This is a genomic window from Sporosarcina sp. FSL K6-6792 (genome assembly GCF_038004885.1).
Classification (GTDB): Bacteria; Bacillota; Bacilli; order Bacillales_A; family Planococcaceae; genus Sporosarcina; species Sporosarcina psychrophila.
The window spans coordinates 1,673,136-1,687,772 of the sequence record NZ_JBBOSA010000001.1 but is presented as its reverse complement, the minus strand read 5'-3'; the positions used below and the strand labels follow the sequence as shown (position 1 = coordinate 1,687,772).

The 14,637-nt window shown below is 39.1% G+C and carries 17 protein-coding genes; 9 read left to right on the top strand and 8 right to left on the bottom strand.

Annotated elements, in window-relative coordinates; genetic code table 11:
• Positions 1-184 precede the first annotated feature (184 nt).
• From MKZ26_RS08110 to MKZ26_RS08095, 4 genes are all read left to right on the top strand, one after another.
• Complete coding sequence (locus MKZ26_RS08110) at positions 185-643, top strand: VOC family protein (protein ID WP_340765638.1); 459 nt, start codon at positions 185-187, stop codon at positions 641-643.
• Between the two features lie 161 nt (positions 644-804).
• Positions 805-1,530 (top strand): class I SAM-dependent methyltransferase, encoded by a 726-nt coding sequence (locus MKZ26_RS08105; RefSeq protein ID WP_340765636.1) that lies wholly within the window; start codon positions 805-807, stop codon positions 1,528-1,530.
• Between the two features lie 130 nt (positions 1,531-1,660).
• On the top strand, positions 1,661-1,999 hold the full coding sequence (locus tag MKZ26_RS08100) for an ASCH domain-containing protein (RefSeq protein WP_340741689.1): 339 nt from the start codon (positions 1,661-1,663) through the stop codon (positions 1,997-1,999).
• 134 nt (positions 2,000-2,133) lie between these two features.
• Positions 2,134-2,928: a class I SAM-dependent methyltransferase gene (locus MKZ26_RS08095; protein WP_340765634.1), complete on the top strand. Its 795-nt coding sequence runs from the start codon at positions 2,134-2,136 to the stop codon at positions 2,926-2,928.
• 69 nt (positions 2,929-2,997) lie between these two features.
• Here the strand turns inward: MKZ26_RS08095 and MKZ26_RS08090 are convergent, their stop codons facing one another.
• Complete coding sequence (locus MKZ26_RS08090) at positions 2,998-3,555, bottom strand: membrane lipoprotein lipid attachment site-containing protein (protein ID WP_340765632.1); 558 nt, start codon at positions 3,553-3,555, stop codon at positions 2,998-3,000.
• Positions 3,556-3,862: 307 nt separating this feature from the next.
• Entirely contained in the window at positions 3,863-4,849 is a 987-nt protein-coding gene (locus MKZ26_RS08085) for a M23 family metallopeptidase (protein ID WP_445683410.1), read from the bottom strand.
• Positions 4,850-5,067: 218 nt separating this feature from the next.
• Between MKZ26_RS08085 and MKZ26_RS08080 the strand changes: the two genes are divergently transcribed.
• The 5 genes from MKZ26_RS08080 to MKZ26_RS08060 all read left to right on the top strand — a co-directional run bounded on the left by MKZ26_RS08080 (position 5,068) and on the right by MKZ26_RS08060 (position 9,323).
• A complete protein-coding gene (locus MKZ26_RS08080) occupies positions 5,068-5,577 on the top strand; it encodes a DUF3231 family protein (RefSeq protein ID WP_340767624.1) in 510 nt (169 codons plus the stop codon).
• Positions 5,578-5,685: 108 nt separating this feature from the next.
• Positions 5,686-6,480, top strand: coding sequence for a GNAT family N-acetyltransferase (locus MKZ26_RS08075; RefSeq protein WP_340765630.1), 795 nt, complete (start codon positions 5,686-5,688; stop codon positions 6,478-6,480).
• 110 nt (positions 6,481-6,590) lie between these two features.
• Entirely contained in the window at positions 6,591-6,908 is a 318-nt protein-coding gene (locus MKZ26_RS08070) for a thioredoxin family protein (protein ID WP_340765629.1), read from the top strand.
• A 21-nt stretch (positions 6,909-6,929) separates the two neighbouring features.
• The gene (locus tag MKZ26_RS08065; RefSeq protein WP_340765626.1) at positions 6,930-8,588 is read left to right on the top strand and encodes an FAD-binding dehydrogenase; all 1,659 of its coding nucleotides are present in this window, start codon (positions 6,930-6,932) and stop codon (positions 8,586-8,588) included.
• 30 nt (positions 8,589-8,618) lie between these two features.
• On the top strand, positions 8,619-9,323 hold the full coding sequence (locus MKZ26_RS08060; protein ID WP_340765625.1) for a gamma-glutamyl-gamma-aminobutyrate hydrolase family protein: 705 nt from the start codon (positions 8,619-8,621) through the stop codon (positions 9,321-9,323).
• 76 nt (positions 9,324-9,399) lie between these two features.
• On the opposite strand, the gene MKZ26_RS08055 is transcribed toward MKZ26_RS08060, so the two are convergent.
• The 6 genes from MKZ26_RS08055 to MKZ26_RS08030 all read right to left on the bottom strand — a co-directional run bounded on the left by MKZ26_RS08055 (position 9,400) and on the right by MKZ26_RS08030 (position 14,497).
• The gene (locus MKZ26_RS08055; protein WP_340741695.1) at positions 9,400-10,125 is read right to left on the bottom strand and encodes a glycerophosphodiester phosphodiesterase; all 726 of its coding nucleotides are present in this window, start codon (positions 10,123-10,125) and stop codon (positions 9,400-9,402) included.
• A 421-nt stretch (positions 10,126-10,546) separates the two neighbouring features.
• Positions 10,547-11,104 (bottom strand): DUF1273 domain-containing protein, encoded by a 558-nt coding sequence (locus MKZ26_RS08050; protein ID WP_340767623.1) that lies wholly within the window; start codon positions 11,102-11,104, stop codon positions 10,547-10,549.
• Between the two features lie 270 nt (positions 11,105-11,374).
• Positions 11,375-12,568 carry a tyrosine-type recombinase/integrase gene (locus MKZ26_RS08045; RefSeq protein WP_340765624.1) on the bottom strand — a complete coding sequence of 398 codons (1,194 nt, stop codon included), beginning with the start codon at positions 12,566-12,568 and terminating at the stop codon, positions 11,375-11,377.
• Positions 12,569-12,786: 218 nt separating this feature from the next.
• Positions 12,787-13,086, bottom strand: a complete 300-nt coding sequence (locus tag MKZ26_RS08040) for a hypothetical protein (protein WP_340765623.1) — start codon at positions 13,084-13,086, stop codon at positions 12,787-12,789.
• 59 nt (positions 13,087-13,145) lie between these two features.
• Positions 13,146-13,466 (bottom strand): hypothetical protein, encoded by a 321-nt coding sequence (locus MKZ26_RS08035; protein WP_340767622.1) that lies wholly within the window; start codon positions 13,464-13,466, stop codon positions 13,146-13,148.
• A 350-nt stretch (positions 13,467-13,816) separates the two neighbouring features.
• A complete protein-coding gene (locus MKZ26_RS08030) occupies positions 13,817-14,497 on the bottom strand; it encodes a hypothetical protein (RefSeq protein ID WP_340765622.1) in 681 nt (226 codons plus the stop codon).
• Between the last annotated feature and the right edge of the window lie 140 nt (positions 14,498-14,637).

Below are 14,637 nucleotides of genomic sequence, written 5' to 3'. Positions count from 1 at the left end.
GGGAGCCGAAGCTCAGTTTGCACACCGTATTCAATACTTCAACATAGGTGTTGGTTTGATCTTTCGTCTTCAGATCATAGAGTGAATGTTTTTTACCTCAGGTCTGAAATTGAGTGATTTTCAGACAGTAATTTGAGGTGATTTTTTCGGAAAAGTGTATTCTAACCAAAAGGAAGTTATGTCGATGATTAAAGGTTTATATGAAGCACATTTACCTGTTAGGAATCTTGAAACTTCTATAGAGTTTTATAAAAAACTTAATTTAGAAATTGCATATCAAAAAGAGAAACTAGTATTTTTTTGGATTGAGAAAGGACGTAGTTGGTTAGGGCTATGGGAAACAGATAAAGTTGAAACACCATATCATCCTTCATTGAGACACATTGCTTTTCAAGTTGATATAGAGGATATAGAGGTTGCCAAAGAATGGCTCGAACAAAAAGGAATTCCAATAAAGACTGACTTTGGATTCCGACCAGAAAAGCAACCAATAGTTTTACCGAATAATCCCAATGCGCATGCAGCAATATATTTTCAAGACCCTGATGGTAATTCTCTTGAATTAATTACCCCTTTAAGGTTGGATTTTGAAAAAGACTTTGAAATGATGTCGTTAGAAGATTGGAATAGGAAAAATAACTAATTGTAACTATTATCCTTGTTAAACTTAAGGGGCATTTGATTGAAAAAGAAATAATAATATTTCGTAGAATTTAGATAGTCAGAAGTAAATTGGTACTAAATTAAATTTGTGAACAATCAAGGGGAGTGGTAATCATCGAAGCAAACAAGGAGATTTTGAAATTGAATAAGGAAAGTTGGGAGAAATCAGCAGAACGTTTTTTCGGAAGAACAGCTCTTCCGGAATATGGACCCTTTGCTTTGAATGAAGAACGACTTGGACTATTTGGTGATATTACAAATCAAAAGGTCTTGGATATTGGATGTGGTAGTGGGCATTCATTACAATATATGGGTAACCAAGGAGCAAAGGAACTATGGGGGGTAGATCTTTCAACAAAGCAAATAGAAACAGCTACTAAATTGTTGAGTAACCAACAAGTCAAAGTTTCTTTAGTAGAGTCTCCAATGGAGGAAAACCCAGGACTACCAAGCAATTACTTTGATATTGCATACTCAATTTATGCATTAGGGTGGACGGTTGATTTACGACGTACATTGTCAAATATCCATAACTATCTAAAGCCAGGTGGTATTTTCATCTTTAGTTGGGAACACCCTATCCACGACCGCTTGACCTACGAAGAGTCATCGTTTACTTTTAATAAATCTTATAATATCGAAGGTCCGGAATACAATGAAGCGTGGCATAATAGTGTCATTATTCATCATCGGAAATTAAGTACATATATAAATACACTAATCGAATCCGGTTTCACTATTGAAAAAGTATTAGATGGTGTTGAGTTACCTGATAACAAAGTTTCAGATAATCCTTCGAGATGGTATTCAACCCCAAAAGCCCAATTAGTGCCTGCAACATTTATAATAAAAGCTTTCAAAAAGTAATGATTGAAATATTATTATTAATGTCGCGATGTTTCTATGATAAATAGGAACGTTTTTGACTTACCGGCCAGGTATTACACCAAAGAAGAATAATTGAAGGCAAAGAAATATAAAATAGAGGTGTAGTGAAATGCAACATCAAATGGGGTTATATAAAGAGTATTTTAAAGCAATTAAAGAAGGGAGAAAGACAGTTGAGGTACGCTTAAATGATGAGAATAGAAGAAGAATTAAAGTAGGCGATACCATCGAATTTATAAGTGTGCCTGAACAAAATGAAACATTAAAAGTTCAAGTTTTAGAATTAAAAAAATATGATACTTTTGAAAATATGTATAAAGATATTCCGCTTCACAGTTTTGATTGTGAAGGTTGGACAATGGAAAAAATGCTGAAAGGAACCTATGAAATATATTCGCTGGAACAAGAAAGTGAATGGGGAACACTTGCTATTACAATAAAGTATTAAACCAAAATCGCTATAACTAATGGGGATATTTGCAGGCTGTCAGGAGATTGTTTTTACTGTTAATAAAGTAACGTAGCGAATTCACTTTAAGAAGGTGCCCCATCCACAACCCAGCCAAAATAGGAGGAATTACAATGGACACAACACAACAAAACAGTAACGCTTGGGATAAGAAAGTTGAAGAGGGGTCTAGATACACACAATCTGTAAGTAGCGAAATCATTGAAAAAAGTAAATCTGGTGAATGGGAAATTACTGTCAGTACTGAAAGATCAGTTCCACGAGATTGGTTTCCGAAATCTTTAGTAGGATTAAAAATACTTTGTTTAGCATCTGGTGGAGGGCAACAAGGACCTATTTTAGCTGCGGCTGGAGCAGATGTAATAGTGACTGATATATCTAAAAAGCAATTGCAACAAGATGAATATGTAGCTAAACGTGATGGATTAACTATAAAAACGCTACAAGGCGATATGTCAGACCTTAGTGACTTTAAAGATGAATATTTTGATATTGTTGTTAATCCTGTTTCTAACTTGTTTGTAAAAGATGTTAACCCTGTATGGAAGGAAGTTTCAAGAGTTTTAAAAAATAGAGGTATTTTAATTGCAGGATTTACAAATCCTTTATTATGGATTTTTGATGATAATCAAGAAAGAAAAGGTATTCTTGATGTTAAATATTCCATACCTTCATCGTCATTGGATTATTTGCAAGAGGATGAAGTTCAAGCTTACATAAAATCAAGTCAAACAATAGAATACGCACATACTTTGGAAGATCAAATTCAAGGGCAAATTCAAGGGCAAATTGAAGCAGGGTTTGTTATTACAGGTTTTTATGAGGATGACTTCGGTGGAACAAGGATTTTAGACAAGCATATTAAAACTTTTATTACTACAAGAGCTATAAAGCTAAAGATTGAATAATATTCTTTTCACTAACAGTACTTTAGTTGAATTATTAAACGTTAGTAAAAAGCACCTGTTTTTTACTAACTATTCATATCCCCCTTTGGATTCGGGAAGTCCTATATATTCTTCCTTACTTCTAATTAGACTAAATACGTAATTTCGTAACTCAATGAATTGTTTAGCATCGTTGGTAGGATCACAGTATGTCTCTGAAAAAGAATGAGCTATGATTTCGCCGTTGATGGTAATTTTCCATTCATCCTCTTCGTGTGGTTCTTGTGTGCAAATGGTTCCGTTTATAGGTTCGGGTATAAAAGTTTTCTTTTCAACTATATTAACTTCTTTCATTTTCTTATAAATCTCATCCATTTCCTTATCTGTTAAAGTTACAGTTGCCTTTGCAGTCCCATCCGTTATTAAATCTTTGGTCACTGTATCTTCGAATGTGTTGATTTCATTATTTTTTCCCACACCAAACTGAATAGAAAACCCAAAGTCATTTGGTATATCTTCTGGCAAAGTTTGAAGGGTGGTAGCAGTCACTTTTGAACGCGAAACGTCAACTTCATTTGTATTTTTAGTCAATTGATTACAAGCGCTCAAAATGAAGGTGGCTAAAATAAACAATAATAATTTCTTCAATAATTATCCCCCCTTTTAAATGAGACGAATTGTACCATTTTTTGGTTTCACTTTATTCAAGGATCCTGCTAGTTAGTTTAAGTGAATCTTTTACAATCTCTAAATATATTTAAACAAAAATTTCCTTTATATAATAAGTTGACTTTGTATTAAATGAATAATTCGCAACAGCTTCAGCATTTGTTTTAACAACAAAAAGGAAGACATCAATTCATAGTGAATTGTGTCCCCAATATAGGTTGTTATTTGATGTTTTCTTTCCGTCAACCGAATACGTTAGTATTATAACCGATGCTTTTCACTGACCTCACTTCTGTTTATCCTGCCGTTCCCAAATTCTAAGCGAAGGATAGGGATCGAAAGCCCATTCTGTTCGTCCGTTATATTTGTACATCCCATAGTGGAGATGAGGAGGGAAACGTCCTGATGTTCCTGCTTTTCCATAACCAGAGCTGCCCACGGAACCAATGATGGTCTTCGGTTCAACGATGTCTCCTTCTTTCAAATCTTTATTGAAATAAGCTAAATGGGCAAAATAGTGGTACGTATTATGGGTGTCGCGAATGCCGACCCGCCAACCTCCAAAGTCATTCCATCCCATTATTTCGATAACGCCATAGGACGTGGCTCGAACAGGGGTACCATATCCAGCGAACAAATCGGTTCCCTCGTGAATCCTTCTGCCACCCCATCCTCTGCTTGCTCCCCAGGTTCCACGGTAACTGTAATTGTAATTGGTTGGGACAGGAAAGGCGTGTTCATCCAAGTCTAATGTTTCAAAGTGTTTATACAGTTTTGCAATAGCTATAATTTGTTTAACCGTGTCTTCGCGCTTGTAATAGTCCAATAAAGCCAATTTGAAATCTTCTTCCGCTTGCCCATATTCGCTTAAATAAGTTGCCATTGTATAAAGGACGTCTTCTGCATCATTTATATTGGCTAGCCCGTCTTCATTGCCATCAAGTCCATTTCCGTCTGAATAAGCAATCGATTCAGGAGAAGTATCTTTTTTATCGGGGTTAAGTGGGCCTGTCCAATAATCATCTGAAAACTGAATGGCGACCGGCCCTTCATTCTTCGGAAGGTCAGTTCGAACTTGTTGGATGTTGCGTTCAAATTGATCAACTGCCGCTAAATAATACCACGGGACAGTTATGTTTTCGAAGCGCAAATAAAGACGCATTCGTTCATCTAGAATCATTTCTTGAGTAGGCTCTTCTTTTGCTGAAACAACCGTTAAGAATAGCAAAGACAATGCGAGTACATACATTGGTAAGACAAACCAGTGACGCACGAAAAAAACCTCCTTTTATTGCATGAATATTAGAATTCCCCAATTGGGTTTATTCATAAGTGCGTTTTTCAGGAAAACAATTCAAAATTGAATTAAAGCTGATTTTTCATCTGTGATCTATATGTGACTCACGGGTGAAAAATATGTATATAAATGTTTTTCTAGCACATAATACTGTTGAAATCCATTACACAAGTGGAGAGAAAAGGAGAGATAAATTGGGCATTTTAAATGGTAATCCAAAAGATGAACCGTTGCACTACGGGGAAGTTATAGGGTCTTGGGCATTTGTCGGTGCGAATAATGGGCTAATTAGTGCCTATGAAGCATTTGTCAATCATGCAGGTGACGATGATCTCATCGAACTTTTAGAAGAAGCAATTAAAACGATGAAATCAGAAAATAAACAACTTGAAAAGGTATTAAAAGAGAATGGAATTGCATTGCCGCCGTCATTGCCGGAACGCCCTAAAGCGAAAGCAGAAGATATACCGGTCGGTGCAAGGTTTATGGATCCTGAAATCAGTGGTGCCATATCGATTAACGTAGGACAAGCTCTTGTGTCTTGCAGCCAAGTGTTGGGACAATGCTTGAGAGAAGACCTTGCAATGATGTTCGGGAAATTCCATGCAGATAAAATGTTATTTGGTTTGAAGTTATTGAGAATGAACAAAGAAAAAGGGTGGATTATACCGCCACCGCTTCATACGGATTCTCCTAGTCGTTAACGAAATGAAAAGGATCTTGTCATTAAGTTGACAAGGTCCTTTTCATATTGCGCCTTGAAAGTCTTATATGGTAAGCTAATCCATAAAACTTGAAGAGGGATGATTCAGATGATTCGACAGCTTGTGGAAGAAGACAGGAAAGTTACGTTCGATTTCGTTTCACAAAAGCCAGCAGAAAATCTATTTATAATAGGAGATATTGAAGCTTATGGGTTTACTAATCCGATACAGAAATTATGGGGAGATTTTGTTGAGAATGGTGAATTGCGAGGTATTCTACTAAACTATGATGGTAATTTCATTGTATATGCACCAGAAGAATACGATGCAAAAGGGTTTGCAGAAATTATCAATCACGATGAAAAGTATGAGTTCATATCAGGGATTGAGCAGATTGTTGTGAAATTGGAACCGTATTTGACTAGTAAACCGTCAAATCCACGTGTACTCTATTACGCTAAATGTGAGCATGCTAAAGGTTTGCAAGAAGTACCTCCAGAGATTGAAGTGAAAAAAGCGACACCTGATGACGCGGAACGAATCATAGATCAAATGTATGGAATTCCCGAATTTGCTACAAGTACATTCAGTGTTGAACGTAAACGTGAGTCACTTAATAATAAATCTGCCCGTACGTACTTCATCGAAGAAGATGGTCGAATAATAAGTTCCGCATCGAGCACTGCAGAAAATAGTCAGTCTGCTATGATTGTTGGCGTAGGTACTTTGTCGGGATATGAGAAAAAAGGATTAGCTTCATATTGCATGTCTATTCTTTGCACAGAATTGCTCAATGAGGGCAAGATGCTTTGTCTTTTCTATGATAATCCCGCTGCGGGCTCGATCTATAAACGAATTGGTTTTGTTGATATTGGGAAATGGTGCATGTGGAGTTTCAAATAACAGAATACTAGGTGGAATATGATTATAATTCACTGAAAATATTAAATTGTGTCTGTGTTGATGCTATAATTAAATCGTATTAGCTAACTAAAAAATAGGAGTGATTTCAGATGGAAAAACTACAATCAATGGAACAATTCGACAAGCTGAAGAATGAGGAGAGAACAATGTTCATGTTTTCCGCAGATTGGTGCCCCGACTGCCGAGTAATTGAACCGTTGTTACCTGGGATCGAAGCAGATTACCCGGAATATAGTTTCATTCTTGTTGACCGTGATGAGTTTATAGATTTATGTGGAGACCTAGATATTTTTGGAATCCCGAGTTTTATCGCATTCCATAGTGGTGTTGAAGTGGGTCGCTTTGTTAGTAAAGACCGTAAATCGCAAGCGGAAATCGAAGAATTTATTAACAGTCTTTCGGCTTGATTTAAGGGGGGAGGCTACTCGATGAAATATGACTTCATTGTTGTTGGTGCTGGTTTGGCGGGATTAGTTGCGACGGCAGAGCTTACAAATGCCGGAAAGAAAGTTCTACTGCTCGATCAGGAACCGGAAGCCTCTCTTGGCGGACAAGCTTGGTGGTCATTTGGCGGCTTATTTCTCGTTGATTCGCCTGAGCAACGAAGAATGGGCATTAAGGATTCTCGGGAACTTGCTTGGCAGGACTGGTTGGGAACTGCTGGTTTTGACCGTCAGGAAGATGAAGATTATTGGGGAAAGAAGTGGGCCGAAGCGTATGTTAACTTCGCTGCAACTGAGAAAAGAGGGTGGTTGCATGCGCAAGGCATTCGTTTTTTTCCGGTTGTCGGTTGGGCGGAACGCGGTGGGCATCTAGCGGAAGGACCTGGTAATTCGGTCCCGCGCTTTCATATTGTATGGGGAACAGGACCTGGTATCGTTAAACCGTTTGAGGATAAAATGCGGATTGCGATGGATAAAGGGTTAGTTGAGTATCTGCCTCGTCACCGTGTCGATGAATTGATTACGAAAAATGGTGCTGTGACTGGAGTACGTGGTGCTGTACTTGTACCTAGTGCCGTCGCCCGTGGTGTAGCGAGTTCCCGTGAAGTGATTAGCGGCTTTGAATTTTATGCGGAAGCGGTGTTAGTGACAAGTGGGGGTATGGGAGCGAATCTTGAATTGATCCGGAAAAACTGGCCACTACGTCTTGGAGAAGCACCGAAAGATATGATTTCAGGGGTTCCTGAACATGTGGATGGGCGTATGCTGGCGATTACGGAGCAAGCTGGCGGCCGAATTGTCAACAGGGATCGGATGTGGCATTATACGGAAGGCATTAAAAACTGGAACCCGGTATGGGCAAATCATGGGATTCGTATTCTTCCTGGCCCATCCTCCCTTTGGCTAGATGCCAAGGGTCAGCGATTATCAGCTCCGAATTTCCCTGGATTCGATACATTAGGAACACTTGAAGCACTCCGGGCAACCGGTTACGATTACTCATGGTTCATATTGACCCAATCGATAATCGAGAAAGAATTTGCGTTATCCGGATCTGAGCAAAATCCGGATTTGACGGGAAAGAGTATCGGGCAAGTGCTACAGAGAATCCTGCCTGGCCCAACTGCGCCGGTAAAAGCATTCATGGATAAAGGCGAAGATTTTATCGTAGCCGATACACTCCCGGAACTTGTCTCGGGGATGAATAAAATGACTGGAGAAAACTTATTGAAGTTAGACGACATTAAACGGCAAGTCATTGCTAGGGATCGTGAGATGGATAATAAATTCACCAAGGATTTGCAAATTACAGCATTGCGTGGTGCACGTCACTATATCGGAGATAAGCTTGTCAGAGTAGCGGCTCCACATAAACTCCTTAATCCTAAAAAAGGGCCGTTGATTGCGGTGCGTTTACATATCGTCAGTCGAAAGACACTTGGTGGATTGCAAACCGATTTAGATGGCCGAGTTCTTGACCTGACTGGGAATCCAATACCGGGTTTATATGCCGCTGGCGAAGTAGCAGGATTTGGCGGTGGTGGTGTTCATGGCTATCGTTCATTGGAAGGGACGTTCCTCGGAGGCTGTATTTTTTCCGGAAGGCAAGCGGGAAGGGCATGTGCAAACTATACGCGAGCGTAAGAATATACTAGTTATAAGGGGGATATGTGGATGAAACCAGTTATTGGTATAACGACAGATGTTCAGCAAGATGGGGAAAATATATTGAAAAACACATATGTACAGGCAGTTATTCGAGCGGGTGGATTGCCGATGATCATTCCAGTGGGGTTGGAGCAAGACGTTGATCAACTGATCGAATTGTTTGATGGCCTTTTATTGTCTGGGGGAAATGATATCAATCCGATGTTGTTTAATGAAGAGCCGCATGAGTATCTTGGAGTAGTTTCACCAAGCAGGGATTCAAGCGAGCTTGAACTTGCGCGTCGAATGCTCAAAACAGGGAAACCGATACTTGGCATTTGTAGAGGGCTTCAAGTACTGAATGTCGCAGTTGGTGGAACATTGTATCAAGATCTTTATAAACAAAATGACAGTCCAATTCTTCAACATACACAAAAGGCCCCCAACACGCATTGTTCTCATTTTGTTCAACTGGATAAAGGAAGTTTGCTTGAATCGATTGCGGGGAGTGAACGCATTCAGGTGAATTCGTATCATCATCAATCGTTGAAGGAAGTACCGTCGGATTTCAAAGTTACTGGTGTAGCAAGCGATGGAATTGTAGAGGCAATTGAAAGCACGGATGAACAATTCGTATTAGGCGTTCAATGGCATCCCGAAGCATTATCGGCAGCAGGGGATGCTGTTTCCTTGCGGATATTTGAAAGATTCATTAGTGAGTGTGCAAACTAGGGAAATTAAATAATGGCTAGTGATAGTAATCAATCTTTAAACGAAAAAATGATTGAATAGAAAAAGCTGGGTTTGTTCAGCTTTTTCTATTCAAGTGAATCATCATTTTCTTTGGATAATCAGTAAATAGGGCGGTGACACCAATTTTCCTCAGTGCTTCTGCATACTTTACTTCATTAACAGTGAAGACACGAACAGCCACTCCGGTTTCTACCACTTTTCTCATAGATGGACGAGCAGCGGATGGTAATGAGATATGGAGTGCATCGGCAGGAATAGTACGCATATAATCGAGCGGATCGACTAGTACTTCCATGAACAAAGCTGCAGTTTCAATGTGCGGTGCAATTTTTTTTACTGCCCGAACAGCTTCGTGATCGAATGATGAAATAACGACACGCGCATCGAGTTTCATCTTCTGAACCATTGCAACAACTTTCCCCACCATTCCCTCGTAAGGAAATATATCCGATTTTAGTTCGATATTTAGATGGTGAGAAGTCTCGGAAAAAATTTCGAGTACTTCATACAGCGTCGGTATAAGTTCACCCCGGAATTCATCAGAAAACCAACTGCCAAAATCAAATGACCTTAACTCCGCAAGTGTCATGTCTTTCACGAAACCTTTGCCATCTGATGTTCTAGCTATTGTTTCATCATGAATGACAACCAGTTCACCGTCTTTTGTCAAATGAACATCGAATTCTACGCCGTAAATAGGAAGCCTGGCAGCTTCATGGAAGGCGGCAAGTGAATTTTCTGGATGTGTTCCGGACGAACCGCGATGTGCGTAAATATCCATTATTGTGACCACCATCCTTTTCATGCTATTGTAATATGTGTATAACAGCAACGCAATTATAAACTCGATTAGTAAATGAAATTGGAAAAGGGATGTCCTCGATTGAGGAACATCCCTTTGTTTTGTCAGGTAACACTATACTTTTGAATTTAATTTTTCATCCCGATTATTCGGGGAATAATTTCCATAGAAAGGATAAGCTTTCAGAGCCGCGGTCATTGTTCCACTGGGTGCTTTCTAACTTAAGCAACATAAACCCTGCCTACTTTTACGTCCTTGCGACCCTTTAGTCGCGCCAGTGTGAATAAGTATTCTCAAAAACAGTACGTAGAATGCCAGATATTCAAATCTTAAGCATTACCTTATTGTTAACGGAACTATCATACCATGTAGCACAAGAAGTGTCAAGGAATCTGAAACCTTATTGCCATTCATCCATTTGCTCTTCTTCTGCAATTACTTGCAAGTCGTCCGCACTGATTGTGAGGACTTGATAATCGGAACGTTCCGCATGTTTTTCCGCGGACCTTTTAACGAATTTTGGAGAGCCATCATTTTCCTCATCGTAAACAATGAGTATTCCATCAGAATTGCGCATGAAGAACTTATCTTTTTCGATAAATTGCCACGGAGCTTCATAGGGCCTCTTCGTAAGACTCGTATGGTAGTCTGCTTTAGCGATGAGGGTATGATACTTTTCCTTTTTCATATCGTTCCAATTTTTCTCCTGATCTGTAAAAGGAGTAATAACGGCATATTTCAAATCGGTATATTCTTTTCTTAGATCAATTACGACCTCGGCTGCCCATGCTTCAATTCCTAGTTGACCGCTTATAATTACCCATTCCAACCCGTCGTCCAGTAAGGCGACTAGTCGTTTTTCTAATGCTTTTTTTATAAAACGGACGCCTGGATGCTTGTCATCGAATATGCCGAGTTCATGGGGTTTATAACCCGTGACCACCAATCGTTTGAGAATGATGTCCGCCCCCTTCAAATGTATAATAAAAAAACCAGCTTCCAATGGAAACCAGTTTCATTTAAATTATTAAAATAACAGCCGCCTTTGCCGTAGGGTCTTAGAAAGTTTTAAACCACCACTTCTCAAAAGTGGGGTTTGCTTTGTATTTAATTATCAAAGACTAGTAAGAATCATGATACTAGCAGGCTTTCAGAACCTTCTTTGTGTTATTTTATAACTGTTTCTAATGGTTTTACAACAATTTTTACAACAGATTTACAACAATCATCATTCAGTTGGAAACCTTGGCCGAAAAATACTCTCCATCTTGTCGCCTGCTGATCTATTAGCTGACTTGAAGACGTGACCGTATGTGTTCATTGTAACAGAAATGTCGGCGTGCCCCAAGCGTTCAGAAATGACTTTGGCGTGTTCGCCTTGTGCTATTAATATACTTGCGGACGTGTGACGTAAATCATGTAGGCGGATGTATTTGAAATTATGTTTTTTCAAAAACTTACTCCACCGGTTCGTGGGACTGGAAGGATACATATGTGTTCCGTTCAGTTGACAGAACACCCAATCATATTCTTCTTCAATCCACGTTTCGCCAGCGCCTACTTTCTCAATTTCCCGTTGTTCATGATATAAGATTAATTCTGCCATCATGCTACTCGGAAGGGTCACGGTACGCCTAGATGATTTTGTTTTTGTTTTCTTAATAAGTGGACCGGATTTAGTAAGGACGATAGTCGTTCGGATTTCGATTTGATTGTTCGCGAAATCAACATTGGTCCATTCCAATCCAAGTAACTCACCGCGACGTAACCCAGCTGCCAATGCAAGTGTAAACATTACGCGCCAATGGGGAGGCTCACTCTGCAAAAGGTACATCAATTCTGCTATTTCTTGTTCATCATATACTCGTACGTCCTCGTAGTCTTCTTCCGAGTCTGTAGGTTTAGGCTTCTCAACACCATCCATTGGATTGTCTTTTAGTACTTTCCACTTTATAGCGTATTTAAAAATACTTTTGAGCGTGCGATATATGTCTTGTTTTGAATGAAAAGACAGATCGCCCTCTTTTCCATCTTTACGAGTTAGATTGTCCAGAAAATTAATGAGCATAAATTCGTTTATCTGTTTCATCTCCATATGACCTAGAATAGGGAGGACGTGCAATTCTAATTTTCGTTGGTGGTTGCCATAAGTTGTCCCAGCTAGTTTAGATGCGTGTTTTGCGTCCCATTCAATCGTGAATTCTGCAAGTGTCATTTCTTGTGGGCGAATATAGTTCCCTGAAAGCACTACATTTTTGAACTTCAAAAACTCATGATTTAGATGTTCATCAAGTTGTTTGGGAGTATATTTACCTTCCACGACGTATGTCATGGTTTTCCGAGGATATATCCCTTTTGCATTCTTCGGTAGACCCACTGTAAAAAGATATGAGTTTCCCCCACGTTGTTGGATGTTAGCCATTAGTATTCCCACCCTTATTAACATTAATGAGATTGTATGTTCGGTTTTGTGCTTAAAAGAAAAGCCCTGGGTAGGGCGGTTGTATAATGCGATAAGCAAATCAACTAGGGTGCCGGGCGCTCGTGGGCAGATTATTGCTTCCTTACTCACTACGTAAAAGGATTCGTCAACTTGGCTCAAAGTCGCCATATCGAAATCGACTTAGGTTTCCTTTGAATTCACCCAGTGCATCGTCTATAATTACTTATAGCGAGGGCATTGTGAATACCACCTGCGAGATTATCGAACTTAGTCATTTGATTTTCAAAGCTGGATAAAACGCTATCGTTTAATTGAGTGACAGGGGATACTAGGTTTTTAAATTCTGACATAGTACCACCTACTTCTGCGAGTTTGTTAAATCCAAGTAATTCATCAGCTACAACAGACTTAATACGGTTCTCGCCAATCATTTTGTTACCAAGACCGCATTTAAGCGGTCTTTTCTTTATGTCTCCATAAAGTTCAGCATATGTCATCACCCTAGTTGATTTGTTTATCGCATTATAAGGAAATCCCTAGATAGGGCAGTCTTTGATTAATTAACGAAAGTAATATTGCGCGCTTTCCAATCTTCCAACTTAATGAATAACCAGAATCCGTAAATCCCAAGAGTAATGATCGTTAACAACCACCACTTAATCCGGTTACCAAACAGCCCCACAGCGGACCCGTTAAACTTCATGCGCCGACCTTCAATAACTGTATGATTAATTTTCCAACCATAAATCATTGTAATGGACCACGGATAACAAATTCCTAATGTGAATACCGTGACAAGAGTTCCGAGGATAGTCCAGCCGATGAATTGAAGAAGTCCACCATCAAAGTATGAAATTTTTCCTTTGTTCACTTGCATCGTTTGTACTTGTCCAACTTGAATGTTTGTTGTCAATTAAATTCCTCCTATATTTAACTTCATTACCTATATCAAAATAACTATGTAGATAGTGAATATGTAATGCGAAACCGGTAAATATTTCTGAGTAATAGTTAAAAGAAAAGCCCTAGGTAGGGTTTTTTAAGTTTTATTTAACATTTTAAATTTCTTGTCCGCTAAAATGAAACCGACGCCAGATAGAATTGAACTAAGCGACCCGATGGCAGCCGCAACGCCGATATCTCCAAACATTAGAGAGGAGAGTAGTAGACCAATGGCCCCGATAATAATTAATATAACTCCGATAATCTTAATTGGACTTACCTCCCTTAATCAAACTCATATGTAACTTGTTTTTCAGCTGTTATTTCTCTGTAACTTTCAGGGTTTACACTAGAGCCGAATACGATTTTGACACTCTTAATATCTTCAGGATTTCCTTGGTAAGGAATGCCAAGGAGTCCGTCTTTTTTAACTTCTCCGTAAAACGTACTGTCAAAATCCATTCCTCCTAAGAAATTATTAGAGACTACATTGATCTGTTCTCCATTACTTAATATTAAATGCGTGATGCCGGTCCAATTAGCGTCTTCTGCGATTGTATTTTCAGCCGAATATATAATTTGAACATAGTTTACCGGATCCGATATCAGCTTTTCGGAGAATAACTGAATACGCTCCAATTGCTCTTCGCCGACATCAGTCTTCTGTAGCAACTTAATACTTTGAATAGCGACCTCGATTGGGGCCATATCAACTTTTTCATTGACGTTTATGATATTCATTAACTCTGCTTTAGTGCCGTCCTCTTCAATAGCCATCTGCCCAATCTCCGTAAGTGGTCCGTCAGTGTAACTATTACCTTTCTTTTTGTCGTCTTTTTCTTTTGTTACAGGTATTTCTTTAGGTTTTTCAGCGTCATTCGATGGTGAAGTATTCTCATCGTTGCCACAAGCAACCAAAATTCCGGCTAAAATCATCGTCAACATCAATAGCATTAATTTCTTCATTTGAATTCCCCCTGCATCTTTTATCACTCGGATAAAAATAGTTTTATGTACCTAAGACATCTATATAAATTAACACGGTCCAGTAAGACCGCGAAAGAGACTCATCGAACATTCCGTAAACTCTTTAGGTGCGCAACCTC